The 26,058-nt window shown below is 59.5% G+C and carries 27 protein-coding genes and 2 pseudogenes; 17 read left to right on the top strand and 12 right to left on the bottom strand.

The window, feature by feature from the left end; genetic code table 11:
* The first annotated feature begins 252 nt into the window (after positions 1–252).
* Positions 253–1,941, top strand: a complete 1,689-nt coding sequence (locus tag D3M70_RS08820; RefSeq protein ID WP_120125396.1) for an NAD-dependent malic enzyme — start codon at positions 253–255, stop codon at positions 1,939–1,941.
* Between the two features lie 210 nt (positions 1,942–2,151).
* Positions 2,152–3,813 (top strand): GMC family oxidoreductase, encoded by a 1,662-nt coding sequence (locus D3M70_RS08815; RefSeq protein ID WP_120125395.1) that lies wholly within the window; start codon positions 2,152–2,154, stop codon positions 3,811–3,813.
* 6 nt (positions 3,814–3,819) lie between these two features.
* Here D3M70_RS08815 and D3M70_RS08810 read toward each other — a convergent pair whose 3' ends face one another.
* Both D3M70_RS08810 and D3M70_RS32935 read right to left on the bottom strand, forming a co-directional pair.
* Positions 3,820–4,137, bottom strand: a complete 318-nt coding sequence (locus D3M70_RS08810) for a DNA-binding transcriptional regulator (RefSeq protein WP_120125394.1) — start codon at positions 4,135–4,137, stop codon at positions 3,820–3,822.
* Positions 4,137–4,350 (bottom strand): annotated as a pseudogene (locus D3M70_RS32935) (toxin); the annotation flags it as partial. The pseudogene D3M70_RS32935 and the gene D3M70_RS08810, both read right to left, overlap by 1 nt.
* A 262-nt stretch (positions 4,351–4,612) precedes the next feature.
* On the opposite strand from D3M70_RS32935, the gene D3M70_RS08800 reads away from it, so the two are divergent.
* The 5 genes from D3M70_RS08800 (at position 4,613) to D3M70_RS08780 (ending at position 9,542) form a co-directional block, all read left to right on the top strand.
* Positions 4,613–6,262, top strand: a complete 1,650-nt coding sequence (locus D3M70_RS08800; protein WP_120125393.1) for a phosphoethanolamine transferase — start codon at positions 4,613–4,615, stop codon at positions 6,260–6,262.
* Entirely contained in the window at positions 6,255–6,920 is a 666-nt protein-coding gene (locus D3M70_RS08795) for a class I SAM-dependent methyltransferase (protein WP_120125392.1), read from the top strand. The genes D3M70_RS08800 and D3M70_RS08795 overlap by 8 nt, the downstream gene beginning before the upstream one ends.
* A 132-nt stretch (positions 6,921–7,052) precedes the next feature.
* Positions 7,053–8,186: a ribonuclease D gene (gene rnd, locus D3M70_RS08790; RefSeq protein WP_120125391.1), complete on the top strand. Its 1,134-nt coding sequence runs from the start codon at positions 7,053–7,055 to the stop codon at positions 8,184–8,186.
* On the top strand, positions 8,183–8,476 hold the full coding sequence (locus D3M70_RS08785; protein WP_120125390.1) for a YcgL domain-containing protein: 294 nt from the start codon (positions 8,183–8,185) through the stop codon (positions 8,474–8,476). The genes rnd and D3M70_RS08785 overlap by 4 nt, the downstream gene beginning before the upstream one ends.
* A gap of 133 nt (positions 8,477–8,609) precedes the next feature.
* The gene (locus D3M70_RS08780) at positions 8,610–9,542 is read left to right on the top strand and encodes a D-2-hydroxyacid dehydrogenase (RefSeq protein WP_120125389.1); all 933 of its coding nucleotides are present in this window, start codon (positions 8,610–8,612) and stop codon (positions 9,540–9,542) included.
* A 130-nt stretch (positions 9,543–9,672) separates the two neighbouring features.
* On the opposite strand, the gene D3M70_RS08775 is transcribed toward D3M70_RS08780, so the two are convergent.
* Entirely contained in the window at positions 9,673–10,266 is a 594-nt protein-coding gene (locus tag D3M70_RS08775; protein ID WP_120125388.1) for a nitroreductase family protein, read from the bottom strand.
* Positions 10,267–10,547: 281 nt separating this feature from the next.
* Between D3M70_RS08775 and D3M70_RS08770 the strand changes: the two genes are divergently transcribed.
* Positions 10,548–10,997 carry a YcgN family cysteine cluster protein gene (locus D3M70_RS08770; RefSeq protein ID WP_120125387.1) on the top strand — a complete coding sequence of 150 codons (450 nt, stop codon included), beginning with the start codon at positions 10,548–10,550 and terminating at the stop codon, positions 10,995–10,997.
* A gap of 38 nt (positions 10,998–11,035) precedes the next feature.
* On the opposite strand, the gene D3M70_RS08765 is transcribed toward D3M70_RS08770, so the two are convergent.
* The 4 genes from D3M70_RS08765 to D3M70_RS08750 all read right to left on the bottom strand — a co-directional run.
* Positions 11,036–11,407 carry a DUF2892 domain-containing protein gene (locus D3M70_RS08765; RefSeq protein ID WP_120125386.1) on the bottom strand — a complete coding sequence of 124 codons (372 nt, stop codon included), beginning with the start codon at positions 11,405–11,407 and terminating at the stop codon, positions 11,036–11,038.
* An 85-nt stretch (positions 11,408–11,492) separates the two neighbouring features.
* On the bottom strand, positions 11,493–11,981 hold the full coding sequence (locus D3M70_RS08760) for an RNA methyltransferase (protein ID WP_120125385.1): 489 nt from the start codon (positions 11,979–11,981) through the stop codon (positions 11,493–11,495).
* 144 nt (positions 11,982–12,125) lie between these two features.
* Entirely contained in the window at positions 12,126–12,497 is a 372-nt protein-coding gene (locus D3M70_RS08755) for a YajD family HNH nuclease (protein ID WP_120125384.1), read from the bottom strand.
* Positions 12,498–12,547: 50 nt separating this feature from the next.
* A partial coding sequence (locus D3M70_RS08750; RefSeq protein ID WP_133306453.1) for a spermidine synthase occupies positions 12,548–13,200 on the bottom strand: 653 nt, incomplete at its 3' end.
* Between the two features lie 109 nt (positions 13,201–13,309).
* Between D3M70_RS08750 and D3M70_RS08745 the strand changes: the two genes are divergently transcribed.
* Entirely contained in the window at positions 13,310–13,597 is a 288-nt protein-coding gene (locus D3M70_RS08745; protein WP_120125382.1) for a hypothetical protein, read from the top strand.
* Between the two features lie 9 nt (positions 13,598–13,606).
* On the opposite strand, the gene D3M70_RS08740 is transcribed toward D3M70_RS08745, so the two are convergent.
* Together D3M70_RS08740 and D3M70_RS08735 are read right to left on the bottom strand one after the other, a co-directional pair.
* Positions 13,607–14,080: a cyclic nucleotide-binding domain-containing protein gene (locus tag D3M70_RS08740; RefSeq protein WP_120125381.1), complete on the bottom strand. Its 474-nt coding sequence runs from the start codon at positions 14,078–14,080 to the stop codon at positions 13,607–13,609.
* 120 nt (positions 14,081–14,200) lie between these two features.
* A complete protein-coding gene (locus D3M70_RS08735) occupies positions 14,201–16,258 on the bottom strand; it encodes a S9 family peptidase (protein ID WP_120125380.1) in 2,058 nt (685 codons plus the stop codon).
* Between the two features lie 140 nt (positions 16,259–16,398).
* On the opposite strand from D3M70_RS08735, the gene D3M70_RS08730 reads away from it, so the two are divergent.
* The 4 genes from D3M70_RS08730 to D3M70_RS08715 are packed head-to-tail and all read left to right on the top strand — an operon-like array spanning position 16,399 to position 19,068.
* Positions 16,399–16,914 (top strand): MFS transporter, encoded by a 516-nt coding sequence (locus D3M70_RS08730; RefSeq protein WP_120125379.1) that lies wholly within the window; start codon positions 16,399–16,401, stop codon positions 16,912–16,914.
* A gap of 47 nt (positions 16,915–16,961) precedes the next feature.
* Entirely contained in the window at positions 16,962–17,735 is a 774-nt protein-coding gene (locus D3M70_RS08725; protein ID WP_120125378.1) for a class II glutamine amidotransferase, read from the top strand.
* A 13-nt stretch (positions 17,736–17,748) separates the two neighbouring features.
* Positions 17,749–18,273, top strand: a complete 525-nt coding sequence (locus D3M70_RS08720; RefSeq protein ID WP_120125377.1) for a DUF2937 family protein — start codon at positions 17,749–17,751, stop codon at positions 18,271–18,273.
* A 42-nt stretch (positions 18,274–18,315) separates the two neighbouring features.
* Positions 18,316–19,068 (top strand): 5-oxoprolinase subunit PxpA, encoded by a 753-nt coding sequence (locus tag D3M70_RS08715; RefSeq protein ID WP_120125376.1) that lies wholly within the window; start codon positions 18,316–18,318, stop codon positions 19,066–19,068.
* A gap of 52 nt (positions 19,069–19,120) precedes the next feature.
* Here D3M70_RS08715 and D3M70_RS08710 read toward each other — a convergent pair whose 3' ends face one another.
* Both D3M70_RS08710 and D3M70_RS08705 read right to left on the bottom strand, forming a co-directional pair.
* Positions 19,121–20,299 carry a VWA domain-containing protein gene (locus D3M70_RS08710; RefSeq protein WP_120125375.1) on the bottom strand — a complete coding sequence of 393 codons (1,179 nt, stop codon included), beginning with the start codon at positions 20,297–20,299 and terminating at the stop codon, positions 19,121–19,123.
* A 30-nt stretch (positions 20,300–20,329) separates the two neighbouring features.
* Positions 20,330–21,175: a MoxR family ATPase gene (locus D3M70_RS08705; protein WP_120125374.1), complete on the bottom strand. Its 846-nt coding sequence runs from the start codon at positions 21,173–21,175 to the stop codon at positions 20,330–20,332.
* Positions 21,176–21,375: 200 nt separating this feature from the next.
* On the opposite strand from D3M70_RS08705, the pseudogene D3M70_RS08700 reads away from it, so the two are divergent.
* Both D3M70_RS08700 and D3M70_RS08695 read left to right on the top strand, forming a co-directional pair.
* Positions 21,376–21,605: pseudogene (locus tag D3M70_RS08700) on the top strand (DUF4160 domain-containing protein).
* The gene (locus tag D3M70_RS08695) at positions 21,602–22,114 is read left to right on the top strand and encodes a DUF2442 domain-containing protein (RefSeq protein ID WP_165869762.1); all 513 of its coding nucleotides are present in this window, start codon (positions 21,602–21,604) and stop codon (positions 22,112–22,114) included. The pseudogene D3M70_RS08700 and the gene D3M70_RS08695 overlap by 4 nt, the downstream one beginning before the upstream one ends.
* Positions 22,115–22,221: 107 nt before the next feature.
* Here D3M70_RS08695 and D3M70_RS08690 read toward each other — a convergent pair whose 3' ends face one another.
* On the bottom strand, positions 22,222–23,298 hold the full coding sequence (locus D3M70_RS08690; RefSeq protein ID WP_120125372.1) for a DUF748 domain-containing protein: 1,077 nt from the start codon (positions 23,296–23,298) through the stop codon (positions 22,222–22,224).
* A gap of 126 nt (positions 23,299–23,424) precedes the next feature.
* On the opposite strand from D3M70_RS08690, the gene cysK reads away from it, so the two are divergent.
* Positions 23,425–24,399, top strand: a complete 975-nt coding sequence (gene cysK / locus D3M70_RS08685) for a cysteine synthase A (protein WP_120125371.1) — start codon at positions 23,425–23,427, stop codon at positions 24,397–24,399.
* 350 nt (positions 24,400–24,749) lie between these two features.
* Positions 24,750–25,688: an aspartyl/asparaginyl beta-hydroxylase domain-containing protein gene (locus D3M70_RS08675; RefSeq protein ID WP_120125369.1), complete on the top strand. Its 939-nt coding sequence runs from the start codon at positions 24,750–24,752 to the stop codon at positions 25,686–25,688.
* Positions 25,689–26,058: the final 370 nt, after the last annotated feature.

Genomic DNA, 26,058 nt, shown 5'->3' with positions numbered 1-26,058 from the left:
ATGCGACGTTCGCGACTGAATTTGCCGCTTCCTGAAACATTTTGTGTGCAGTTCGGCGATAACGCTCAGTGCGATTCCTGACAACTCTTTCACTGTGCAGCCCCTTCGTGCTCAGCCATCATTTAGCAATCAACACAGTGACAAAATGTCGCAATCGCTTGGAGACGAGTAAGNCGTCGTGAAAACCGACCTCCGGGGCATCCTTTCGATCACGAATTGATAGAGCAAACAGAGAAAAGGCGATCACTGAAAATGACCAAGACCTCGCGACCTTTATATATTTCCTACGCTGGCCCTTCGCTGCTGGAGATGCCGCTGCTCAACAAGGGCAGCGCCTTCACGCCGCAGGAGCGTGTGGATTTCAACCTGATCGGCCTCTTGCCGCAGAACGTTGAAACCATCGAAGAACAGGTAACTCGCGTCTACGACCAGTACAACCAGTGCGCGAGCGATCTCGACAAGCACATTTATCTGCGTTCGATTCAGGACAACAACGAAACCCTGTTCTTCCGTCTGCTGGACTCGCACCTGGAAGAGATGCTGCCGATTATCTACACCCCGACTGTCGGCCAGGCGTGCCAGGAGTTCTCCAAGATCTATCGCACCCACCGCGGCCTGTTCATTTCTTACCCGGATCGTGATCGCATCGACGACATCCTGCGTAGCGCCACGAAAGATCGCATCAAGATTATCGTGGTCACTGACAGCGAACGCATCCTGGGGCTGGGTGATCAAGGCATCGGCGGCATGGGCATCCCGATCGGCAAACTGTCGCTGTATACCGCATGTGGCGGCATCAGCCCGGCCTACACCCTGCCGATCGTGCTGGACGTGGGCACCAACAACAAAGAACTGCTGGACGACCCGATGTACATGGGCTGGCGTCACGAGCGCGTCACCGGCAAGGAATACGAAGATTTCGTCGCGATGTTCATCGAAGCCGTGCAGCGTCGCTGGCCGGACGTGCTGCTGCAGTTCGAGGACTTCGCCCAGACCAACGCCATGCCGTTGCTGGAGAAGTATCGCGACGAGCTGTGCTGCTTCAACGATGACATTCAGGGCACTGCGTCGGTTGCCGTCGGTACGCTGCTGGCGGCCTGCAAGGCCAAGAATGAAACCTTGGGCCAACAGCGTGTGGTGTTCCTGGGGGCCGGTTCGGCCGGTTGCGGGATCGCCGAGCACATTATTGCTGCCATGGTGATCGAGGGGCTGAGCGAAGCCGAAGCGCGTAAGCGCGTGATGATGGTCGACCGCTTCGGCCTGCTGACCGACAGCATGGACAACCTGCTGGACTTCCAGAAGAACCTTGCACAGAAGGCTGGCGACGTGGAAGGCTGGTCGAGCGGCGAGGGCTACCCTGAGCTGCTGGATGTGGTCACTAATGGCAAACCTACCGTGTTGATCGGTGTGTCGGGCCAGCGCGGTCTGTTCACCGAGCAGATCATCCGCGAAATGCACAAGCACTGCGCCAAGCCACTGGTGATGCCGCTGTCCAACCCGACCTCGAAAGTCGAGGTCACGCCGCAGGAAGTCCTGACCTGGACCAACGGCGATGCGCTGGTGGCAACCGGTAGCCCGTTTGCTCCTGTGACCGTGGGCGACCGCACGTTCCACATCGCGCAGTGCAACAACTCCTACATTTTCCCGGGCATTGGCCTGGGGGTGATCGCGGCGAAAGCTACGCGTATCACTGACAAGATGCTGATGGCCGCGTCCAACGCGCTGGCCGAGTGCTCACCGATGGTGACTGGCAAGGGCGACGCGGTTCTGCCGCCGCTGAAAGAAATCCAGGACGTGAGCAAGAAGATCGCGTTGGCTGTGGCCCTAGAGGCGCAGGCTGAAGGCGTGGCACTGGAAACCACCGAGGAGATGCTGGTGGAAGCCATCGAGCGTCATTTCTGGATGCCGAACTACCGCAGCTATCGTCGTAGCGCGGTATAAGCCGGACCGGAAAGTCCGTGCCACCTCTGTAGCAGCACGGCTTGCCGGCGGTAGCGTTCTCAAGACCGACCGCCGGCAAGCCGGACTGCTACAGATGATCATCGCGCTACGAGAGACCGCCCCATGGAAACATGCGGCGGTCTTTTGTTTTGTGGCAAATAACTTCAGGATGAAACCCCGACAAAAACAAAAAAGATCGACGAGGGACGCATGCAAACGGACAGTGTGCTCTATGACTACGTGATCGTTGGCGCAGGCCCGGCTGGCTGCCTGCTGGCCAATCGACTGTCACTCAACCCTTCTCATCGTGTCCTGTTGCTCGAAGCGGGCGGGCAGGATAACTACGCCTGGATTCATGTGCCGGTGGGCTATCTCTACTGCATCGGCAATCCGCGCACTGACTGGTGTTTCAAGACCGAGGCCGAGCCGGGCCTGAACGGACGAGCCTTGAATTACCCGCGAGGCAAAGTGCTGGGCGGCTGCTCCTCGATCAACGGCATGATCTACATGCGTGGCCAGTCTCGCGATTACGACGGGTGGGCGGCGCAGGGGAATGTGGGCTGGAGCTGGCAGGACGTGCTGCCGATCTTCAAGCGATCTGAAAGCCACTACGCGGGCGATTCTGAATTGCATGGCGCGCAGGGTGAATGGCGGGTCGAGCAGCAGCGGTTGTCATGGACGTTGCTGGATGCGTTTCGCGAAGCTGCTGCGCAAACGGGCATTGCCTCCATTTCCGACTTCAACGGCGGCGATAACGAGGGTTGCAGCTATTTTCAGGTGAATCAGCGGCGGGGCGTGCGGTGGAACGCGTCAAAGGCATTTCTGCGGCCCATCGCGCAGCGTCCCAATCTCACCGTGCTGACCCATGCCGAAGTGTCCCGGATCGAGTTTGAAAACGGCCGTGCCAGCGGGGTGCTCGCCCAGGTGGGGCAGCAGGAGCGACGGCTGCGGGCCCGGCGTGAAATCATTCTGTGTTGCGGCTCTATCGGCTCGCCCATGGTGCTGCAGCGTTCCGGGATCGGCCCCCGTCCCTTGCTGGAGAAGCTGGGCATTGAAGTGCGGCGCGAGTTACCCGGTGTGGGCGCGAACCTTCAGGATCATTTGCAGCTGCGGCTGATCTACAAAGTCAGCAATGGCCATACCCTGAACCAGATGGCCGGCAGCCTGTGGGGCAAAATGAACATGGGGCTGCGCTATGCCCTCAATCGCAGCGGGCCGCTGGCCATGGCGCCGAGTCAGTTGGGCGCGTTTGCCCGCTCAGGGCCGGAGCAGGCGACCCCCAACCTTGAATATCACGTGCAGCCATTGTCGCTGGAGCGGTTTGGCGAACCCTTGCACCATTTTCCGGCGTTTACCGCGTCGGTGTGTGATTTACGCCCGCAAAGCCGTGGGAGCGTGGAAATCCGCTCGCCACTGGCCGACGCCGCGCCGCTTATAAAGCCCAATTACCTGAGCGATGAAGCCGACCTCAGGGTCGCCGCCGACGCGATCCGACTGACCCGCCGCATCGCCGCCGCCCCCGCGCTCGCGAGCTTCGATCCGGTCGAGTATCTGCCTGGCGCCAGCCTGCAAACCGAGGAGGAACTGCGACAAGCCGCCAGCAGCATTGGCACCACGATTTTCCATCCGGTCGGCACCTGCAAAATGGGGCAGGGGCGGGACGCGGTGGTCGATGAACGACTGCGGGTGCATGGCGTCGTTGGACTGCGGGTGGTGGACGCCTCGATCATGCCGACCATTATCTCCGGCAACACCTGCTCGCCGACGGTGATGATCGCCGAGAAGGCGGCGCAGATGATTATCGAGGATGCGTTCGCGAGTGAGTCGTCAGCGTGGGCCGAGGCTGTCCCTGTTTCCGAACCCACCCCGTGACACGAATTACACAGCGTTTAAACGTTCGACCATATCCGGGAATTTTTCGACCAGCCTGATCAGCAACGCAGCCTGCGCGTTGGGTCTGGATTTTTCTTGTTCCCAATTACGCAGGGTGCTTGCACTGGTGCGGATACGCTTGGCGAAAACGTTCTGAGACATATGCAAACGTTCTCGCAGGGCAACGATTTCCTGGGCTGAAACATCAGGAACTGGTTTTTGCGCAAATCTATCGCTGCGCAGAGTAATTTTTCCTTCTCGATGGGCCGACATTTCTTCGACCCCTTGCATCATTTCGGCGAACAGATCGCGCTTTTTACTCATCACATGCCTCGTTTCTTGAGCTCTGCCTGGATGGCTCCCCGGAGCTGTCGTTCCTGATCAGCGGTCAGGTTTTCAAGCTCATCCTTGGCGTAAACGGAAAACATCCAGAATTGCCTGTCGTTGATCAGCAGGTAGTAGATGATCCGCAGGCCCCCGTTTGCCCTTGCCCTTGCCCCTGCGCTGATCTGGCCAGCGCAGCTTCCTGAACCCGCCAGCATCCATGGAAATATACGCAAATTGATTATAGTAATGCCCCGTGCCTGGCTACCTTAGCGCCGAGAGAAACCTCACTCACGAGGTCTTTCGCCACGAGCTGTTGCTGCGACTTTTCCTACGGAAAAAGAAGTCAGTACCAGACCTTTTGTTCTCATCCTTTTCACAAAAAATTGATGGCCAGCTGCCTAAAGTTTGCGACGTCGGAGGAGTTTTCATCTTTCTTTGATCGACGTTGTCCTTTTCAGCCAAGCAGACCCTCATGCCGAACCTCAAAGCAGTTCGCCCGGAGCTCGTGACCGCGCTCGCCAGTATTTTCTTATTGCTCGGGTTTAACCTGACGCTCTGGCAGCACCTGTTCGCCATTACCGATTTCAACGGTAAGGGGCTTTTATTGCGTGGCGCTTTTACAGTGATGGTTTTTTGTGCGTTCAATATTTGTCTGACGCTGTTTGCCTTCAGGCATGTATTGAAGCCGATGCTGATCGCACTTTTCATGATCAGCGCAGGCGTCGCTTACTTCATGAGTCAATACGGCGTCATGATCGACGCCGGCATGTTTCGCAACTTCGCGGAAACCAACGCCACGGAAGTGCGCGACCTGTTGTCATTGAAACTGGTCGCGTACGTGTTGTTTCTCGGAGTACTGCCTTCGGTGATCCTGTGGAAAGTCCCGGTCAATTACCGTCGCTGGCCTCGGGAAGTACTGAGCAAGGTGGTGGTCAGTGCCGTCTGCGCCTGTGCGATCGCCGGGGTGGCGTTGCTGAACTATCAAGGTCTTTCCTCGCTGTTTCGTAACCATCATGAACTGCGCCTGATGGTCGTTCCGAGCAATTACATCGGTGCATCGGTCGGGTACCTGAGCGAACAGGTGAAGTCCGCGCAACAGCCGTTCGTGAGCATCGGTCAGGATGCAAAGCTGGCCAGCGACTGGCAGCAGCACAAGCGCAAGTCCCTGACGGTGCTGGTGGTGGGCGAAAGTGCGCGGGCTGAGAACTTCGGCATTCTGGGTTACAGCCGCGACACCACCCCTCAATTGAGTAAGGAACGTGGCCTGCTGACCTTCACCGATGTGCATTCCTGCGGGACCGAAACAGCGGTGTCGGTGCCGTGCATGTTCTCCAATATGGGTCGCAAGGACTACAGCGCCAGTGCCGCGAAGAACGAGGAAGGCATGCTCGACGTGCTCAAACGTGCGGGGCTCGATGTGATCTGGCGTGACAACCAGTCGGGTTGCAAAGGCACCTGTGACCGCGTGACGCTCCAGGATGTCAGCAACCTCAAGGATCCGGCACTGTGCGCCAACAATGAGTGCCGTGACGAAATCCTGCTGCAGGGGCTGCAGAACTTTATCGATCACCTGGACAAAGACACGGTGTTGGTGCTTCACCAAATGGGCAGCCACGGTCCGGAATACTTCAAGCGTTATCCGAAAGCATTCGAAAAGTTCACGCCGGTGTGTGAAAGCAATGCACTGAATAACTGTTCTCGCGAAAGTATCGTCAACGGGTATGACAACACGTTGTTATATACCGACCATGTACTGGCGTCGCTGATCGATATCTTGCGCGGCAGTCAGGACAAGGTGGACACCGCCATGTTGTATCTGTCCGACCATGGTGAGTCGTTGGGTGAATACAACTTGTTCCTGCATGGCACGCCTTACATGCTTGCGCCGGATCAACAGAAACATGTCCCGATGATCGCCTGGTTCTCTGATAACTATCAGCAGTCATTTGGTGTGGACACTCATTGTTTGCAGAAAGAGCGCAATGAGCCCCTGAGCCAGGACAACCTGTTCCACTCCATGCTGGGCTTGTTGCAGGTTCGTACCCGCGTCTACAACCCGGCGCTGGACATGTTCGCCGGCTGCCGGGGGATCTATACGGACGGGGTACTGGCCAATGAGTGAACAGGCGACCGACAAGCGTCAGGCTCAGCACTACGTTGAGCACCATGAGAAAGGGCTTGCTCGGCGCTTGAGCCTGTGGCGTGACGCTCAATTGGCGAGAGAGGCGTTGCGCGATGCAGGCCAGCCCGGCCTTGTTCTGGATCTTCCAGCGGGTTCAGGGCGTTTCTGGCCTGTGCTGGCCGAACACAGCAATCGGGTCATCCTCGCCGCTGATCCGTCCACCGAAATGCTGGAAATCGCCGAGGCGCAATCTTCGTCCGAAGTGCGCAAACGGATTCGTACCTTTCAGAGCTCGGCATTCTCAATCGGCCTGTCGGCCAACGCCGTGGACTGCATATTCTGCATGCGACTGTTTCATCACATAGCGGACAGCCGCAGGCGCGTGGAAATTCTCCAGGAGTTTCATCGAGTGACCCGCGACACCGTCATCGTGGCGTTGTGGGTCGATGGAAACATCAAGGCGTGGCGACGCAAGCGGCAGGAGGGCAAACGGCTGAACCAGCATGGCCTTGCCGCTGTGCGCAATCGCTTTGTGGTCTGCCGTGAAGAAATCGAATCGGAGTTTCTCGACGCCGGTTTCAGGATTGTCAGCCATCATGACTTTCTGCCGGGTTACGCCATGTGGCGCGTTTATGTACTTCGCAAGATGAGCGCCTGATCCGATGGACGGTCGCAATCAAGTGCCTGGCCGATAAACACGAAGATGAAGTTGTTCAAGACTTGCAGGACGGATGCCCGGTAAACGCCTATAGCGATATATACTGCGCGCCATTCTTCAAGGGAGAGCCGTGTGGCCATCGATATTCACTGGATTCGCGACGACGACAGCCTCGCCCAACATTGCGCCCAGTGGCAGACTCTGCCATTCGTCGCACTCGACACCGAATTCATGCGGGTCGACACCTTCTACCCCATCGCCGCGCTCTTGCAGATCGGTGACGGTTCGCGCGCTTATCTGATTGACCCCCTCCTGATCAACGACTGGAAACCCTTGTCCGCGCTGCTGGAAAACACCGGCGTCATCAAGGTGGTTCACGCCTGCAGCGAAGATCTGGAAGTCCTGTTGCGTCTGACCGGCAGTCTGCCGGCGCCTCTGTTCGACACCCAACTGGCCGCCGCTTATCTGAACCTCGGGTTCTCGATGGGTTATTCGCGTCTGGTCCAGGAAGTGCTGAACATCGAACTGCCCAAGGGCGAAACGCGTTCGGACTGGCTGCAGCGTCCGCTGTCCGACACGCAGATCAGCTATGCCGCCGAAGACGCCGTGCATCTGGCGGAGGTCTTCAGCCTGCTGCGTCCGCGCCTGTCCGACGAGAAATATGCCTGGGTGCTCGAAGACGGCGCCGAGCTGGTTGCCAACCTGCGCCGCGAGACCGACCCATACGAGGTCTATCGCGAAGCCAAGCTGGCGTGGAAACTCTCCCGTGCGCAGTTGAACGTGTTGCGCGAATTGTGCGCCTGGCGCGAGCAACAGGCGCGGCTGCGTAATCAACCGCGCAATCGGGTCTTGCGCGAGCATTCACTCTGGCCGCTGGCAAAGACTCAGCCTGACAACCTCGCTGCACTGGCGAAGATCGAAGACATGCACCCCAAGACCGTGCGACAGGACGGAGAGTTTCTCCTGGACCTGATCAAGAAAGCCGGCAGCGTATCCCCGGACATGTGGCCACCGGCTCTGCCCGAGCCACTGCCCATCGAAGCGTCGAACGTATTGAAGAGTCTGCGTGCCATTGGTCAGCAGCAAGCCGAGCGCCTGAACATGGCGCCGGAGCTGATGCTGCGCAAGAAGACGCTCGAAGCCCTGCTCAAGACCGGTTTCCCAGACGGTCCCTATAAACTGCCCGATTCGCTGCGTGGCTGGCGCCGCGAATTGATGGGCCAGATGCTGCTCGACAGCCTGGCCAATGCCGGAGAACAGCCTTGAAACGTATCTGCTCCATCTACCGCAGCCCGCGCAAGAACGAAATGTACCTCTACGTGCTCAAGAGCGATGCGCTCGAGCGCGTCCCGGTCGAATTGCTCACGGCATTCGGCAAACCGCAGCACGCCTTCGACCTGGTCCTGACGCCTGAGCGCACTCTGGCCCGCGAGGACATCCACGCAGTGCTGGCCAACCTGGAAAAACAGGGCTACCACCTGCAGATGCCGCCTGCCGAAGACGAGTACATCGAGCACTTGCCTGAAGAGCTGCTGCGCCGCAACGACCCGGTCTGATCGACGCACCACCCCGCCATTCATCGCGGGGGTATACCGGACCGCTGTCTGCGTCCGGGCTTGCCCATTGCGCTGCAAGGGCCAGCCCGGACGATTTGCGGTCGCACGTCCTGTTTTTTCGAGTTTTTAATCCATGCGCGTTCTGATTGCCGAACACGATTACGTTGTTTGCACCGAGCTGCTTCGCAAGGCCGCTCCGCACATCGAAGTATTGAGCAGCGGCGACTCGGCCGAACTGTCGAAAATGGCCGCCGATACGCCGATATGGCTGGGGCAGCCGGATCTGCTGGCTAACCTGTTGCGTCAGGGACACAAACCGCAATGGCTTCAATCGACCTGGGCTGGCATCACGCCGTTGCTGGCGCCGGGTCTGAATCGCGATTATCGATTGACTCGCGCGGTGGGTATCTTTGGCCAGGTCATGGCCGAGTTCGTGCTGACCTACATGTTGGTGCATGAGCGTGAAGTGCTGGCGCGGCTGGTGAGTCAGGTCGAGCGCAAATGGGACGATCGGCCGGGCCATAGCCTGGCCGGGCGCAAGGCACTGATCGTCGGGACCGGCGACATCGGTGTCAGCGTTGCGCAGTTTCTGGCGCCGTTCGGTGTCGAGGTCCACGGCATCGCGTCGACGGCGCGGACGCAGGCGCCGTTCGTCGAGGTCGGTTCGCTGGAAGACCTGCCACGCATGGTCGGGGACGCCGATTTTGTCGTCAATCTGCTGCCCAACACTCCGCAGACGCACGATATCTACGATGCGAAGCTGTTCGCCCAATTCAAGCCATCGGCGTTGTTCATCAACGTCGGGCGTGGCGTGGCCGTAGTCGATGCCGATCTGGTCGCTGCTCTCAAGGAAGGCCATCTGGCGGGGGCGGTCATCGACGTCTGCCGTCAGGAGCCATTGCCGCAGCGTCATCCTTTCTGGACCGCCTGGGGCCTGCTGTTGACCGGACATTCCTCGGCGCCTACTTCGCCAGCGGCGATGACCGGATTGTTCGTCGAGAACCTTGATGCCTATGCGGCAGGAGAGGCGTTGCGCGGAGAAGTCGATTTCGCGAAGGGGTATTGAGCGTTAGCGGTTCGCCCTTGTAGGAGCGCGCTTGTCCGCGATTCCCGAGTGTCAGTCACCCCATTCAGGGAAGACACATTGCAATCACGGGCAAGCGCTGCTCCGACGGACGGAGTGGGCTCACGCCGCTTTACAAACTGAAATCGCCTTCAGCCACCAACTCTGCCAACGGTCGGCGCGGGCTTGGGGTTTCGCGGGCTTGCAGGTATTCGGCCAGGGTCGATTTGTCGCCCAGCTTGCCAATCGCCACCGCCGCGTGCAGCGCGTAGCCTTCCGGAATCTTCAGCTCCTTGCGGGTCAGTTCCTGATCGAAACCGGCCATGCCGTGGGTGTGCCACCCGCTGAGACTGGCTTGCAGCGCCAGATGTCCCCACGCCGAACCGGTGTCGAAGGTGTGCCACAGCGCCGGGGTCTCTTGCGTCGCGCCGGGCGCAGTGAATGTGGTCTTGGAAATGATGATCACCAGTGCCGAGGCGTGTTGCGCCCAGCCACGGTTGAATTCGTTCAGCAGACCCAGAAAACGCTCCCAGTTGGGCGTATCGCGACGGGCGTAGAGAAAGCGCCATGGCTGCGAGTTGTAGGCCGATGGCGCCCAGCGTGCGGCCTCGAAGAAGCTCAACAGGGTTGCCTGCGGGATGCTTTCGCCGGTAAAGGCACGAGGCGACCAGCGATCAGTGAATTGCGGGTGAATGGCGTACTCGGCAACGCGTGAATTGGCGCTCATGGGCATTCTGATCCTGAAAAGTAAGTAAAGCCGAGGTCGCCGATTCGGGCGACGTACGGGATCAATCAGATGGGCCGTGGACGGCAGACATCATCGAAACAGACGGGTGGTGCGTAGGGTGCGAGCGATGCTCTGGTGTGGGGCTCGCGCGGGCATAAAGCTACTGCCAGGTCCGTTCCGTGACAAGTCCATCCGTACCGACAGTCGCCAATGCTTGGCCGCAGTGCGATGTCCCACTAGACTGGCGGCCTTTTCAATTGCCGATACCGATTCCCGCAAACATGACCGTCAAAGTCGAACCCTTCTGGATGCGCAAAACCCTTAATCAGCTCGATTCGGTCGAGTGGGAGTCGTTGTGCGACGGGTGCGGCCTATGCTGCTTGCAGAAACTCGAGGATGAAGACGACGGCAGCGTCTATTACACGCGCATCGCCTGTCAGTTGCTGGATCTGAAGACCTGCCAGTGCACCGATTATCCGAATCGTCGGGCCAAGGTGCCCGATTGCATTCAGCTCACGCCGGATCAGGCGGATGAATTCAAATGGCTGCCGCCGACCTGCGGCTATCGTCTGGTCAGCGAGGGGAAGAATTTGCCACGCTGGCACCACCTGGTCTGTGGTGACCGGGAGCAGGTCCACAAGCAGCGCATTTCGCAGTCGGGCCGGATGCTCAGTGAAAAGAACGTGGCCGAGGATGACTGGGAAGACTATCTGATCTTCCGCGCTGGCTGACGTACTCCCGGTTTTGTGCCAATGAATGGCGGGATGCGTTAAACGCCTTGGGGGCCTTTCACCGCATCGATGCTTTTCACGACAGCTTCTTCAGCCGCCACTTCCGCCTTGGTCTTGAGCTTGCTCAGTTCCGCACCGGCCTCTTCGATACGGGCGCGGGCGCGATCCATGTCGCTGCGGCTCTTTTCCAGCAGTGATTTGGCCGAACAATGGCCAGTGATGCCTCGGGCCAGTACCGCGCCGCCAATGGCCAGTTGCACCAAACCAAAGATGCCGCCACGGCGCAGGCCTTTGCCCATCATCAGTACGCCGCCGGCCAGTGAGCCGATTCGCTCCCACCCTTGTACGTTCTGCTCTGGATAATCGTGCAGTTGGCGTTCAACGCGTTTAAGGATCGGGGTATCGCTCATGATGCGTTCTCCATGAAGAGGTAGGGTCCCTAAAGCTGACTGTCATACGCGCAAACTGTTCAATGCATTTGTCGAGGCCAGTCGATCAGGTGCGATCGGTTTCGCGACCGAACTGCGGTCCGGAGCGGGTGTTGTTGCCTTTGGCCATGCGGTCGTAAAGCACCACATTGACGGTCGCGGCCAGGTTCATGCAGCCGGTGGTGGGGATATACACCACGTCTTCGCACCAGTCGCGAATCTCTTTGTCCAGAGAGCCGTCCTCAGGGCCGAAGATGTAGATGGCGCGGTCGGGGTGGGTGTATTCCGGCAGGGCGCGCGCGCCATCGACCAGTTCGACCGCCACCGGCACGCAACCCAGCGGAATGATCTTTTTCAGATCGTCGATGCCGATCAGCGGAATGTCTTGATGGATCTTCTTGGTATCGGTCACGAAATCCCGCGCCCGTTCGTAGCGCTTTCCGGTATAGAACACCGACGCCACGCCGTAACAGCCTGCCGCGCGCATCACCGAGCCGACGTTTTCCGGGGACTTGGGGTTATACAAGCCGATGCAGGCATAGCGTTTGTTGGCCACGGGGGAGGGTGCTCTTGGAAGAAAGCGCGGGATTATACGGGAGGTTGCGTACTGTTGGGGTTGCCGGTGTTGCAGCGCGGCGTGCCGGCGGTGGCGATCTCATGGACGCTACCGCCGGCAAGCCATGCTGCTACGGGCGCCGTGTCAGTCGTCTTTTTTCATCAACCCGGCAAGTGCCGCAAACGGATTGTGCGTAGCCTTGGCCGCTTTGGGCGTACTCAGCGAGCTGTCGGAGAAGTACTGCTGGTCGGTGTAACGCGAGTGTTCGTTGTCGTGGCAGTACAGGCAGAGCAGTTCCCAGTTGGATCCGTCCTGCGGGTTATTGTCGTGGTTGTGATCGCGGTGATGCACGGTCAGCTCGCTCAGGCGCTTGCCGGAAAACTCGCGGGCGCAACGGCCACAGACATGCGGGTACATGCGCAGTGCCTTGTCGCGATAACCCATTTCGCGGTCACGCTGGGCATCGGCGAGGATGCGGTCCAGCTTGGAAGTGTTGGTCGGGGTTCCCGAGCTCATGGTGTCACCTGTTTCGTGTGCTGTTGGCAATGGAGCAAGTCTAGCGCTTNGTATGCCGTGTGCCTTTGTTGCCGTGAGCGTAGACCTTGACCTCTTCGGCCTTGAAACCGGCCTTGCGCAGCTTGTCGCTGAAGGCCGAGTCGGCGCTGGCAGACCACACGGCCAGCACACCTTTGGGACGCAAGGCCTGCGCGCAGGCTGCAAGACCACCTGCCGAATATAGCCAGCTGTTGGCTTTTTGCGTCAGGCCTTCCGGGCCGTTGTCGACGTCGAGCATGATGGCGTCGAACCCCTGCGGCTCGCTTTTGAGCACCTGCGCGACGTCCTGAACGACGACCCTGGCGCGGGGATCCCGCAGAGGATTGCCCGATTTCTCGCCCAACGGCCCGCGATTCCACTCGACCACGCCGGGCACCAGTTCGGCGACTACCACTTCGCCGTTTTTGCCCAGGTGCTTGAGCGCCGACGCGAGGGTGAAGCCCATGCCCAGGCCGCCGATCAGCACGCGCGGGTTCTCACGCGATGCGACCTTTTTGCAAGGAATCTCCGCCAACGCGTCTTCGGAGCCGTGCATGCGTGTGTTCATCAACTGGCCGCCGTCGCCGCTTTGAATCTTGATCACGAAGTCTTCGCCATACTCGAACAGGCAAAGGGCGCCGCCGTGAGGGATGGGAGTGGTGTCGAGCAGGACGAAACGTTTCATGGAGGACTCGGTGAGGGCGTGGCTCTGTGAGATCAATTTGTCAGCGCACGAAGCGCCGGGCAGGAGTAGCCTGAGCGTCACAGTAGAAGATTGGCATAGGAGGCCAACGATGAAGCGGTCCATTCTAGCGGCGATTGCCTTGTTGTTGTCGGGTGCGTCGCAGGGTTTTGCCGAGAATCTGCAACCCATTCTCAATACACCGGAGCCGATTGCCGCAACCTCTGGCTCGCCCGGCACTGCCACGCCGACTCCTTATCCACAAGTCACGCCGCCCAGCATTCCCCGCGCGGGCGGGCAGGGTAATCCACCGTTGCTGCCGAAGATTCCCCAGCCCGGGCCGCCAAAACAGGATGAGCCGCTGCCGGGATTGCCGCCACCCGCCAAGCCTGATCCCTGAGTCGGGCCGTCATTCCTGCTGGGCCAGCACCTGTCCATCCATCATGCGCAGGCGCCTGGACATGGCGATTGCAATCGCGCGAATGATCCTGGCGGCTACTTTCGGGGCGTCGTTGATCATTTTGTCCAGGGAGTCCTTGCCCAGATTCAACAGGTAGCAGGGCGAAGCGGCGATGCAACTGGCCGAGCGGCGTTCGCCGTCCAGCACTGCCATCTCACCGAATGCCCGACCACTGCGCAGTGTCGCGGTTTCGACCTGTTTGCCCTCGCCGTTGAGTTTCTGCACCGACACCGTGCCCGAATGGATAATGCACATGAAGGTGCCCGCGTCGCCTTCGTTGAAGATCGCCTGGCCTTTTTCGATGCTGCTGATGCTGAAGTAACCGGCTGCAGCCGAGAAGTCCGCAGGTGTCAGTGCGAGGAACAGACCGCAGTCCATCAGCATTTCGCGAATTTCATTATTCAGAGATGAAGGTGTTGGCATGTGATGTTCTTGTTCGGTGACTTGAAGAATAGAAACGCAAATGTCTGACTCGTATAACAGCCCCCGGACCTACAGCGTCCGGGAGCCGTCTGATATGACAAATGGCGAGGAGGGAGTTCCTCAGGCCAGTTGCAATACCTTGAAGATAAAACCGTATTCGAGCGCTACGTCACGCAATCCCTGGTAACGGCCGCTCATGCCGCCGTGCCCCGCACCCAGCTCGGTCTTGAGCAGCAGCAGGTTGTCGTCGGTCCTGGTGTCGCGCAATTTTGCCACCCACTTGGCCGCTTCCCAATACTGCACACGACTGTCGTTATAACCGGCGATCACCAGCATTGCCGGATAAGCCTGCGCGCTGACGTTCTCGTAAGGCGCGTAGGCCTTGATGCGAGCATATACGTCGGGCTGCTGCGGATTGCCCCATTCGTCGTATTCGGTGACGGTCAGCGGCAGGTCCGGGTCAAGCATGGTGTTGAGCACGTCGACGAAGGGCACCTCGGCAATCGCTGCCTTGAACAGCTCGGGACGCTGGTTGACCACGGCTCCGATCAACAATCCGCCTGCGCTGCCACCGCTGATCACCAGTTTGTCGGCGGTGGTGAGGTTTTCACTCATCAGATGTTCGGCGCAGGCAATGAAATCGCTGAAGGTGTTCTGCTTGTGCTCTTGCTTGCCATTGCGATACCAAGCCTCGCCCAGTTCGCCGCCGCCCCGCACATGGGCGATGGCGAAAGCGATGCCGCGATCCAGCAGACTGAGGCGGGCGTGAGAGAACCATGGGTCCAGACTCTCGCCATAGGCGCCATATCCGTAGAGGTAAAGCGGGACCGACTGGCCTGCCAGCTCACGCTTGACCACCAGGCTGATCGGCACCTGAGTGCCATCGGCGGCGGTCGCCCAAAGGCGCTGGCTGACGTAGGCATCGGCGTTGAACTCGCCGAGTACCGGGGTTTCCTTGAGGACGGTCTGATCCCCGGTCGCTAGTGTCAGTTGACGCACCTGGGGCGGGCGATTCAGCGACTGATAGCGCAAGCGAATCTTGTCGCTGTCGAATTCAAGGGTGTCTTGCACATACAGGTTGTAGGCCGCATCCGGCAGTTGCACGCGATAAGCCGGCAGACCTTGCGGGTGAACTTCGACGATCGGCAAGCCGCCTTCGCGCAGGCTCAGGGTCAGGCCTTTGGCATTCAGGCTGAAACCATCGAGCATCACCGTGTCGCTGTGAGGGATCAGCGTCTGCCAGTCCTTACGCTCCGGCACTCCGCTGGTTTTTTCAGGCGCGTGATACAGCGCGAAGTTAATCCCTGCCTGGTTGCTGCGAATCAGCCAGCTCCACACGCCGTCGATCAGGCCGTGATCCACCGAATACTCATGACCTTCGCTGCGCGGTGCCATGCAGACGAACGCCTGTTCCGGTTTGCTGGCGTCCAGCACCCAGGATTCGCCCGTGGTCTTGCTGTCCAGCGCCAGTACCAGTTGGCGCTCGGAACTGGTGCGATAGCAATGCAGGAAGAAGCGCCCGTCCGGCTCGTTGAATACCAGGTCGGCGGAGTCGTTGCCCAGCGTGTGGCGATACAGCTTGTGTGGCCGGTGAGTGTCGTCCAGCTCGCCAAAAAACAGCGTCTGGCTGTCATTGGCCCAGGTCATGCTGCCGTCGCAATCTTCGAAGGGCAGGCTGGTGACGTCCCCGGTGCTCAGCTCTTTGACGTACAGCTGATAGACCTCTTCGCCGCTGGTATCCAGGCTGTAGGCCAGACGTCGATGGTCCGGGCTGATACTGAAGGCGCCGAGGGAGAAAAAGCCGCCATTGGCCAGCGCATTGGGGTCGAGCAGCAGTTCCTCGGCACTCTCGTCGACGGTCTGCGAATCGTCGGCCGGACGCGGGCAGCGGTAGTGGCGGGCGTATTCGTCGCCCTCGGTGGTGCGGGTGTAATACAGGTACGGGCCCCACGGCGAGGGCAGGGAAAGGTCGGTTTCGAGAATCCGGCCTTTGATTTCCTGAAACAACGTTTCGCGCAGCGCCTGCTGATCGGCCAGTTGCCGCTCCTGGTAGTCATTTTCGGCCTTGAGGTAATCGAGCACCTCATCGGTATCGCGATTCTGCAGCCAGGCATACGGATCGGCGCCATCGGCCTTGCGGGCAACGGGGGCGCTGGGGGTGCTGTTGGAGGAAGGCATGCTGGGCTCTCTCAATGAACTGATTCGGGCAGGCATCGCCGGAGTGGGCGCGCTGGGGACCGATAACTGAAGCCGGGGAAGCTAGGCTGGCGAAAAGTCGTTATCATAAGCGCCTCTTTACCTGCCTTACCACGGACGTCATGACCGACAACGACTATCTGATTGCCTGGGGCCTATACGCATTCGCTGCGTTGGGTTGTCTGTTGGTGTGGTTCAAGCTGACCGGCTGGATGTGGCGCTACCTGCGCGAACCCCTTTGGGTCATCGGCGCGGTCCTGCTGTTCTGCCCCACCATCATCGACCCGGTCAAGGACAAGTATGCACCGGCCCTTGCCATCAGCGTGCTGGATCTGGCCTTCAAGGTTGGCAGCAATGTCTGGCGAGCGGTGCTGGATCTGGCCACCTATGGCGCTGTCGGCCTGGGCCTGTACGTCATCTTCGCGCTCATTCGCTTGCCTTTCCTGCGCAAGAAAAAGGCCCGTCAGGCGCACGCCGAAGCCGCCGCCGCACAGGCTGCCGCCGAGCAGAAACAGGCAGAACAGGACGACGAGCCGTTTGCGGCGCAAGGGCCCGCCCGTTATGCCAGCCAGCCCGCCGCGCCTGCCAATGGCGGCAGCGGCACCAGCGGTCGTTATCGGGTCGAGCCGAAGCTGTAATGACGCCTACGCTGGTTATTCGCCGCTAAGCATACCGAGACCCGAGCATGTGTGAACTTCTGGGCATGAGTGCCAATGTACCGACCGATATCGTGTTCAGCTTCACCGGGCTGATGCAGCGAGGCGGTCGTACCGGCCCACATCGTGACGGCTGGGGCATCGGCTTCTATGAAGGACGCGGCCTGCGTCTGTTTCAGGACCCTGCCGCCAGCAGCGAGTCAGAAGTCGCGCAACTGGTGCAGCGTTATCCGATCAAGAGTGAGGTCGTCATCGGCCACATTCGCCAGGCCAACGTCGGCAAGGTCTGCCTGTCCAATACGCATCCTTTCGTGCGCGAGCTGTGGGGCCGTAACTGGTGTTTTGCCCATAACGGCCAGCTCGCGGATTTTCACCCGCGTGCCACGTTCTATCGCCCGGTGGGGGATACCGACAGCGAAGCGGCGTTCTGCGACCTGCTGAACCGCATACGCGAGGGTTTTCCTGAGCCCGTCGAGGTCGAACAGTTGGTGCCTACACTGGTCGAAGCCTGTAGTGAATATCGAACCAAAGGCGTATTCAACGGCTTGCTCAGTGATGGCGACTGGCTGTTCTGTTTCTGTTCCACCAAGCTCGTACACATCACCCGCCGTGCGCCGTTCGGCCCGGCCCGCTTGAAGGACGTCGATGTGATCGTCGACTTTCAGGCAGAGACCACGCCCAACGACGTGGTGACGGTGATTGCCACCGAGCCGTTGACCGAAAATGAAACATGGAATCGCTACGAGCCCGGCCACTGGAGCTTGTGGCGTCGCGGCGAATGCGTGGCCGAAGGCCGTACCTGAGAGAGAGGGACCTATGCTGCGAAGCTATCTGCGACTGGTGTTGTTCACGGCGGGCCTGTTGATCGGCGTGCAGATTCCCGGCTTTATCAGCGATTACAGCAAACGTGTCGAAGCGCACCTGATCGAGGCGCAGAAGAGCCTTGGCGGGTACAACGACACCGCTCAACGTTTCTTCAAGGGCGATGTTCAGGCGCTGATCCAGCATTACCGCAGCAGTGACGACCCGGTGTTCCGCACCGACGCTGACAACATCAACACCCTGCTGACCCGCACCCAGACCCTCGACCGCGAGTGGCTGGCGCTGCAAGGGCCCTGGTACATGCGCGCCTGGCATGTGCTGACCGCGGCCGATCCGGACATCCGCACGGAGACATGGAACGGCTATTCCTGGCAGGTGTTGCTGTCGCCGGACGTCATCGGTTGGGGCCTGGTTTGCGCGCTGTTATTTTCTCTGGTCATCGAAAGCTTCGTGCTGTTCATCGACTGGGTGTTCGTCGGACGGCATCACGTGCGGCAGGTCAATCGCGACTGGCGTTGATGAGCAGGATGCCCCACTTTCATTTGCACAGGAGATATCCCCTTGGGCCGCCTGTTATTGAATTGTGATATCGGCGAAAGTTTCGGCGCCTGGACCATGGGTCTGGATGCCGAGGTCATGCCGTACATCGACTGCGCCAACATCGCCTGTGGCTTTCATGCCGGCGATCCCAGTGTCATGCGCAAGACCGTTGCGCTGGCACTCACCCACAACGTCACCATCGGTGCGCACCCGGCGTACCCGGATCTGGTGGGGTTCGGTCGCAGGTCGATGGCCTGCTCGTCGCAGGAAATTCAGGATCTTCTGCACTACCAGATCGGCGCGCTGGATGGGGTCTGTCGTGCCCAGGGCGGTCGCGTCAGCTACGTCAAACCCCACGGTGCGATGTACAACGACATGATGGCCAACCCGACTCAGTTGCGCGCGGTGATCGAAGGCATCGCGCGCTACAACCCCGAACTGCCGCTGATGCTGCTGGCCATGCGCGACAACACCGCGGCTCAGGCGATGGCCGACGAGTTCGGTGTCACCCTGTGGTTCGAAGCGTTCGCCGATCGCGCCTATGACAGCGCGGGACGCCTGGTCTCACGCAGCCTGCCGGGCGCCGTCCATCACGATCCGGAAATCATCATCGCTCAGGCGCTGACCCTTGCCCGTGGCGAAGCACTGATCGCCAGCGACGGCAGCGAATTGCTGCTCAACGCAGACACCCTGTGCGTTCACGGCGACAACGCCAGTTCCATTGCGGCCGTGCAGCGGATCCGTCTGGCCCTGAGCGACATGTCGGGGGGCTGAGCGAGATCGTCGCAATGGCCGATTGCCCGGTTGCGAGACCGTCTTGCGACTATCACTTGGCCAGATACCGCATCCCTTCCTCAAGCCCGCGCAGGGTGAGCGGGTACATCTGATCTTCGATCAGATCCCGAACGATGTTGGTTGAAGTGGTGTAGCCCCAGGCGTCTTTGGGGTAGGGGTTGATCCAGATGATTTTCTTGAACTTGGCCATGAAACGGTGCATCCAGACGTAGCCCGCTTCTTCGTTCCAGTGTTCGACGCTGCCGCCCGGCTGGGTAATTTCATAGGGCGCCATGGCGGCGTCGCCAATGAAGATCACTTTGTAATCGGCGCCGTATTTGTGCAGCAGGTCCTGGGTCGACGTGCGTTCGGAGGTGCGTCGCAGGTTGTTCTTCCACACCGATTCATAGATGAAGTTGTGGAAGTAGAAGTACTCCATGTGCTTGAACTCGGTCTTGCAGGCCGAGAACAGTTCTTCGCAGATCTTCACGTGGGCGTCCATCGAGCCGCCGATGTCGAACAGCAACAACAGCTTGATGGTGTTGCGCCGTTCCGGGCGCATCTGAATGTTCAGCAGACCGGCGTCCCGGGCGGTGTGGTCGATGGTGCCGTCGATGTCCAGTTCGTCCGCCGCGCCTTGCCGGGCGAACTTGCGCAGACGCCGCAACGCCACCTTGATGTTGCGCGTGCCGAGTTCGACCTGATCGTCGAGGTTCTTGTACTCACGCTGATCCCAGACTTTGGCCGCCTTGCCCTGACGCTTGCCGGCATCGCCGACGCGAATCCCCTCCGGGTTATACCCGCCTGAACCGAACGGACTGGTGCCGCCGGTGCCGATCCACTTGTTGCCGCCGGCGTGACGTTCTTTCTGCTCTTCCAGACGCTTCTTGAATGCTTCGATCAGCTTGTCGAGACCGCCAAGGGATTGAATCTGCGCGCGCTCTTCGTCGGTCAGTGAACGCTCGAATTCCTTGCGCAGCCAGTCTTCGGGAATCAACGCCTGAAGGTGGTCGTCGAGTTTTTCCAGCCCGTTGAAATACGCGCCAAAGGCCCGGTCGAACTTGTCGTAATGGCGCTCGTCCTTGACCAGGATTGCCCGCGACAAGTAATAGAACTCGTCCATGTCGGCGAAGGTCACCCGGTGTTTCAGGGCGTTGATCAGGTCCAGCAGCTCGCGTACCGAGACCGGCACCTTGGCGGCGCGCATTTCGTTGAACAGATTGAGCAGCATGATGGTTGTCCCGCACTTGTCGTTCAGGGCTTAGCGATTGCCACGACGGGTCATGAACGCCAGACGCTCCAGCAACTGAACATCCTGTTCGTTCTTGACCAGCGCGCCGGCCAGGGGCGGAATGGCTTTGGTCGGATCGCGCTCGCGCAGCACCGCTTCACCGATGTTGTCGGCCATCAGCAGTTTCAGCCAGTCCACCAGTTCGGAGGTCGAAGGCTTCTTCTTCAGGCCCGGCACCTTGCGCACGTCGAAGAACACGTCCAGTGCTTCGCTGACCAGGTCTTTCTTGATGTCCGGGTAATGCACGTCGACGATCTGCTGCAGGGTGTTGCGGTCGGGGAAGGCGATGTAGTGGAAGAAGCAGCGGCGCAGGAAGGCGTCCGGCAGCTCTTTTTCGTTGTTCGAGGTAATGATGATGATCGGGCGCTTCTTCGCCTTGATCGTCTCGTCGATCTCGTAAACGTAGAACTCCATCTTGTCGAGTTCTTGTAACAGGTCGTTGGGGAATTCGATGTCGGCCTTGTCGATTTCGTCGATCAGCAGAATTACCCGCTCTTCGGCCTCGAACGCTTCCCAGAGCTTGCCTTTCTTCAGGTAGTTACGCACGTCGTGGACTTTGTCGACGCCCAGTTGCGAGTCACGCAGCCGGCTGACCGCGTCGTACTCGTACAGACCCTGATGAGCCTTGGTGGTCGACTTGATGTGCCAGGTGATGAGCCTGGCGCCAAAGGATTCGGCCAGTTGCTCGGCGAGCATGGTCTTGCCGGTGCCGGGCTCGCCCTTGACCAGCAGCGGGCGCTCCAGGGTGATGGCAGCGTTGACTGCGAGCTTCAGGTCGTCAGTGGCGACGTAGGCGCGGGTGCCTTCGAACTTCATCGGTAAATCCTCGAACATGGCGTGTGGACACAATGCCGCACGACTCAAACCAGCAATAAGAATGCACCGACTATAACGCGCCCCCCGCTCGACTGTGAACGCAGACGCTTTATTCAGTAGCTGAATGGCGGGTCGCGGTGTGACTGAGAAAATTGTAACGCTCGTTGCGGTATCGCCAATTTGGCTATAGATTGCGCTGCATGTCTACCCAGCATCGATTCAGAGACAAAACAGGATTCAACTGCGGGAAAAAGATCATCTGCCGCCTCACGTGCAGCTCACGGGAGGTGGTCTGGATGTCTTGATTTGCCTGCAGTTGGTTGAACCCATGCGCGGCCACGCACCGGCCGCTGTGCTCAAGGAAGCGCTTGAATGGGTACGGGCCCACCAGACAGAACTGATGGAGGAATGGAAAAAATGGCATCCATGAAGCGACCACGCCTCAAAGCAGTCGAGGCGCTCGCCGGGCGCAAGCTGGCGCTGACATTTATCAACGATCAACAGTTCGGCCTCGACATGAGTGCGGACATTCAAAACTTCCCCGGTCTGTCCCCCTTGCAGAGTGACGATGCCTTCCTGCAGGCCCAAATCGGTGATGATGGCTGGACGGTGGAGTGGGTGGATCTGGATATCCAGATTGGCGCCGACACGCTGTATCTCGATGCTCAGGCCCAGGCCGCTACAGACGAGAACACGCGGATTTTCATCGGATGGCGAGCAAGAACGGGGTTGCCACTGGCGCTGGCGGCTGAAGCGCTGGGGGTCAGTACGCGTAGCATTACCCGTTACAGCAACGGGCGCGAGGCAACGCCCCGGACCCTGGCACTCGCCTGTATTGGTTGGGATGCCTTGCAGGGGCAGGGGCAAAACGGGACGTTACTCGCCGAGGATCGGGTGGTTTATGGCGTTGATGAAAATCCGGATAAACCACAGCACTGAGCTGTAGCTGTCCGGCGAGGCGGCGTTCCGTTTGCCAGCGGCAGCAATCTTCAGTGCGCCACCGCCGGCAAGCCGGGCTGCTGCAGAGGTCAAGCAACTGCGTTACATCACTTCGCCTCACTCTTCCCGCTGTCATAACGCGTATTGAACGCCTGTACGAACGCATTGCGCAGGATCTGCAGGAAGGCCTGAAACGCGCTGACGTCCTGCTTGTGGACGCTGCCGCTCAGTTCAACTCGGGTCGCGAACTGGTTTTTACGCTGGTTCTTGAGCACGGTTTCGCTGGCGCCGACCATGGCTTCCCAGATCGAGCGGAAGAAGCCTTTGTTCTGGTTCTCGACGTCCTGTTGCCAGTTGAAGATGTCGACATCGCGCAACAGCGGTTTGATGTAGCCGCTGAGCTGGCCTTTGTTGGCATGCGCCTCGATGACGATATCGCCGTCGCCCGCATTGAAGTCGAACTTGCCGTAGGCTGAGGCGAAATCATTCATCTGCTTGAGTTGCAGGTCGGTGACGCGCAGTTTGAAGTCGAAATCTTCAAAGTTGCTGAAAGGGTCGAACGTGGCATTGGTTTCCAGTGGGGCGTGGCCCAACAGTCGAGCCTTGCCTTCGAAGCGGGCGTCGCGCTTGCCCGCCGAGTCCACGACGTTGGTGATGTTGTAGACGCTGGCGTTGACGTCGTCCGCTTCAATTTTCACTTTAGGGGTAGAGTTGAAGTTGCTGAAGGTGATCTTGCCGTCGTTGACCCGCACTTCGTTGAGCGTGATCGGCAGCAACTTGTTCAACTGCGCGCGCCAGTCGGTGCCCGCACCGGTCTGAGACTGTTGTTTGTCAGCGCCGCCGTCTACGAAGTTGAGCTCGGGGCTGATAAACGCAACCTCTGCCACCACCGCGTGGTCGTACCAGAGTGAGTGCCAACTGACCGAAATATCGATCACCGGCACCTTGAGCAGCGGGACCGGAACCTTGCCGTCGACCTTGACGATGTTCAAGCCGTTGATCTTGTACGCCCCTCGCCACAGCGCCAGATCGACATCGGTCACTTGGCCGCGATAGTCGCCCATGTCGGCGAGTTTATCGTTGAGGTAATTGCGCACCACATAAGGCAGTGCGATGTGCAAGGCGATCAGCAAGACGACGAGGCCCACGACTGTCCACAGAGGCCAGCTATAGCGACGTTTCATGGCAACGCTCTCCAGTTCATTAGCTGTGTTGACTGTCGGCGTTGCCATCGGTTCGCTGCGACTGGACGCAATATGTGCCCAAGGCATACGCTTTGGGCTTTTCCAAACCTGCACAAGGACCCGGTCATGAGCCGAATTTACGCAGACAACGCCCATTCCATCGGCAATACGCCGCTGGTGCAGATCAACCGCATCGCGCCGCGCGGGGTCACGATTCTGGCCAAGATCGAAGGGCGTAATCCGGGGTATTCGGTGAAGTGTCGTATTGGCGCGAACATGATCTGGGACGCTGAAAGCCGAGGCAAACTCAAGCCAGGCATGACCATCGTCGAGCCGACCTCCGGTAATACCGGCATCGGGCTGGCATTCGTGGCAGCTGCGCGCGGGTACAAGCTGATGCTGACGATGCCAGCCTCCATGAGTATCGAGCGACGCAAGGTGCTCAAGGCGCTGGGCGCCGAGTTGGTACTGACGGAACCTGCCCAAGGCATGAAAGGCTCCATCGCCAAGGCCGAAGAACTGGTCGCCAGTGATCCCGAAAAATTCTTCATGCCCGCCCAATTCGAGAACCCGGCCAACCCTGCGATTCACGAGAAGACAACCGGTCCGGAAATCTGGAATGACACAGACGGCGCCATCGACGTACTGGTGGCGGGCGTGGGGACTGGCGGCACCATTACTGGCGTGTCGCGCTATATAAAGAACACCATGGGCAAGCCGATCATCTCGGTAGCGGTCGAGCCGATGATCTCGCCGATCATTACCCAGGCCATGGCCGGTCAGGAGATAACGCCCAGCCCGCACAAGATCCAGGGCATTGGCGCGGGTTTCATCCCGAAAAACCTCGACCTGTCGATCATCGACAAGGTCGAGCTGGTGAGCGATGAAGAGGCCAAGGCCATGGCCCTGCGCCTGATGCAGGAGGAGGGGATCTTGTGCGGCATCTCCTGTGGCGCTGCGATGCAGGCGGCGGTGCGGCTGGCGGAAAAACCGGAAATGCAGGGCAAGACCATCGTCGTGGTGCTGCCGGATTCGGGCGAACGTTACTTGTCGAGCATGCTGTTCAGCGATCTGTTTACTGAACAGGAGCTGACCCAATAGTCGTCTCGATGAACTCTCCGGCTTTTTACCGGGCCGTCTAAGGCTTATGATGGCCGCCATCCAGGCCCGCTGGACAGTTGATACACGTCATTCGGCGGGTTTTTTATAGTGAGTAGAATGCGTCGCCTCGATCTGCTTTTGATTCTGGGCACAGCCCGTGGGAGCAAGCTTGCTCGCGATCTGGCGCGAAGCGGCAGAAAAATCAGGCGACTCGGCGTTTCAGGCATACCGCGTCATCCGGATTTCACGACTGCTGCGCAGCCGATCGCCTGCAAGCACGGCCGCCCTCCGGGCAGAAGCGGCCCGGTGAGAACAACAGTTAGCTATTTGCCTGTTCCAAGGAGAGTTTCATGACCCTTTCTTTCGCTGCCAAGGCGGCGATCCTGCTGCTGTTCGTGGGCAGTACGCTGTACGTGCATCTGCGCGGCAAGGCGCGTTTGCCAGTGTTGCGCCAGTTCGTGAATCACTCCGCGCTGTTCGCTCCGTACAACGCCTTGATGTACCTGTTCTCCAGCGTGCCGTCCAAACCCTATCTGGACCGTAGCAAATTTCCCGAACTCGATGTGCTCAAGGACAACTGGGAAACCATCCGCGACGAGGCAATGCACCTGTTCGACGAGGGCTATATCCGCGCCGCTGCCAAGGACAACGACGCCGGTTTCGGTTCGTTCTTCAAGAAGGGCTGGAAGCGTTTCTACCTGAAGTGGTACGACAAACCGCTGCCTTCGGCCGAAGCGTTGTGCCCGAGGACGGTTGAACTGGTCAGCCGCATCCCCAACGTCAAAGGCGCGATGTTTGCGCTGCTGCCCGGTGGCAGTCACCTCAATCCCCACCGCGATCCGTTCGCCGGTTCCCTGCGTTATCACCTGGGGCTTTCGACGCCGAACTCCGATGATTGCCGGATCTTCGTCGATGGCAAGGTCTACGCCTGGCGCGATGGTGAGGACGTGATGTTCGACGAGACCTATGTGCACTGGGTCAAGAACGAAACCGACGTCACGCGTGTGATTCTGTTCTGCGACATCGAGCGCCCGCTGAGTAACCGCTTCATGACCTCGATCAACCGCAGCGTCAGTGCGTTTCTGGGGCGCGCCACCGCACCGCAGAACACCGATGACGAGCGGGTCGGCGGGATCAATCAGGCCTACGCCTTCAGCAAGCGCTTCAGCAACGCCTTCAGCGGCAAGGTGAAGCAGTTCAAACGTGCCAATCCCAAGGCCTACCGCATTCTGCGGCCGGTGCTGGCAGTGATCGTTTTGACGTTGCTGGGTTACTGGCTGTTCGGCTGATAACTAAACGTTGCATCGCGCACCGCGCGCTGGTTATATTCAGCGCCGGTGCTTCGAAACATGTCGTAACACCCACCCCTCATTCCGAAGAAGATCAGCGCCATGCCTGCTTCCCACTCGCAACTCGTGTTCGATACCGCAGCGTCCGCTGTGGCTGAGCCGTGCGGGTGCCAGCAAGCGTTCTACATCACGCGCTATCCACCTCCTGCTCCTGTGACCGGCCCGGTCGTGTGCGTCGTCGCACCGCCAGGCGTCGTTGTGCCCGGCTGATCGATTGCGCTGAAGCTGTCGACCCAGTCCTGCAAACGCCAACAAAACCTCAGTGAATCCGGTTCTACGCCGGGTCCGATTTTGTCTGAATCACAGGTGA

This window comes from Pseudomonas sp. LS-2 (genome assembly GCF_003605735.1).
Classification (GTDB): Bacteria; Pseudomonadota; Gammaproteobacteria; order Pseudomonadales; family Pseudomonadaceae; genus Aquipseudomonas.
Note: the sequence above shows the minus strand (reverse complement) of the source record. Positions and strands in the feature narration are given on the sequence as shown.

Bases quoted from the DNA above. Each gene is read 5' to 3' on its own strand.
- D3M70_RS08705 (WP_120125374.1), bottom strand. From the start codon at position 21,175: ATGAAGTTCGAAGGCACCCGCGCCTACGTCGCCACTGACGACCTGAAG.
- D3M70_RS08730 (WP_120125379.1), top strand. From the start codon at position 16,399: ATGACCGACAACGACTATCTGATTGCCTGGGGCCTATACGCATTCGCT.
- D3M70_RS08725 (WP_120125378.1), top strand. From the start codon at position 16,962: ATGTGTGAACTTCTGGGCATGAGTGCCAATGTACCGACCGATATCGTG.
- D3M70_RS08755 (WP_120125384.1), bottom strand. From the start codon at position 12,497: ATGAGCTCGGGAACCCCGACCAACACTTCCAAGCTGGACCGCATCCTC.
- D3M70_RS08765 (WP_120125386.1), bottom strand. From the start codon at position 11,407: ATGAGCGATACCCCGATCCTTAAACGCGTTGAACGCCAACTGCACGAT.
- D3M70_RS08735 (WP_120125380.1), bottom strand. From the start codon at position 16,258: ATGCCTTCCTCCAACAGCACCCCCAGCGCCCCCGTTGCCCGCAAGGCC.
- cysK (WP_120125371.1), top strand. From the start codon at position 23,425: ATGAGCCGAATTTACGCAGACAACGCCCATTCCATCGGCAATACGCCG.
- D3M70_RS08770 (WP_120125387.1), top strand. From the start codon at position 10,548: ATGACCGTCAAAGTCGAACCCTTCTGGATGCGCAAAACCCTTAATCAG.
- D3M70_RS08815 (WP_120125395.1), top strand. From the start codon at position 2,152: ATGCAAACGGACAGTGTGCTCTATGACTACGTGATCGTTGGCGCAGGC.
- D3M70_RS08800 (WP_120125393.1), top strand. From the start codon at position 4,613: ATGCCGAACCTCAAAGCAGTTCGCCCGGAGCTCGTGACCGCGCTCGCC.
- D3M70_RS08820 (WP_120125396.1), top strand. From the start codon at position 253: ATGACCAAGACCTCGCGACCTTTATATATTTCCTACGCTGGCCCTTCG.
- D3M70_RS08720 (WP_120125377.1), top strand. From the start codon at position 17,749: ATGCTGCGAAGCTATCTGCGACTGGTGTTGTTCACGGCGGGCCTGTTG.
- D3M70_RS08795 (WP_120125392.1), top strand. From the start codon at position 6,255: ATGAGTGAACAGGCGACCGACAAGCGTCAGGCTCAGCACTACGTTGAG.
- D3M70_RS08675 (WP_120125369.1), top strand. From the start codon at position 24,750: ATGACCCTTTCTTTCGCTGCCAAGGCGGCGATCCTGCTGCTGTTCGTG.
- D3M70_RS08710 (WP_120125375.1), bottom strand. From the start codon at position 20,299: ATGCTGCTCAATCTGTTCAACGAAATGCGCGCCGCCAAGGTGCCGGTC.
- D3M70_RS08745 (WP_120125382.1), top strand. From the start codon at position 13,310: ATGAAGCGGTCCATTCTAGCGGCGATTGCCTTGTTGTTGTCGGGTGCG.
- D3M70_RS08775 (WP_120125388.1), bottom strand. From the start codon at position 10,266: ATGAGCGCCAATTCACGCGTTGCCGAGTACGCCATTCACCCGCAATTC.
- D3M70_RS08740 (WP_120125381.1), bottom strand. From the start codon at position 14,080: ATGCCAACACCTTCATCTCTGAATAATGAAATTCGCGAAATGCTGATG.
- D3M70_RS08695 (WP_165869762.1), top strand. From the start codon at position 21,602: ATGAAGCGACCACGCCTCAAAGCAGTCGAGGCGCTCGCCGGGCGCAAG.
- D3M70_RS08780 (WP_120125389.1), top strand. From the start codon at position 8,610: ATGCGCGTTCTGATTGCCGAACACGATTACGTTGTTTGCACCGAGCTG.
- D3M70_RS08690 (WP_120125372.1), bottom strand. From the start codon at position 23,298: ATGAAACGTCGCTATAGCTGGCCTCTGTGGACAGTCGTGGGCCTCGTC.
- D3M70_RS08810 (WP_120125394.1), bottom strand. From the start codon at position 4,137: ATGAGTAAAAAGCGCGATCTGTTCGCCGAAATGATGCAAGGGGTCGAA.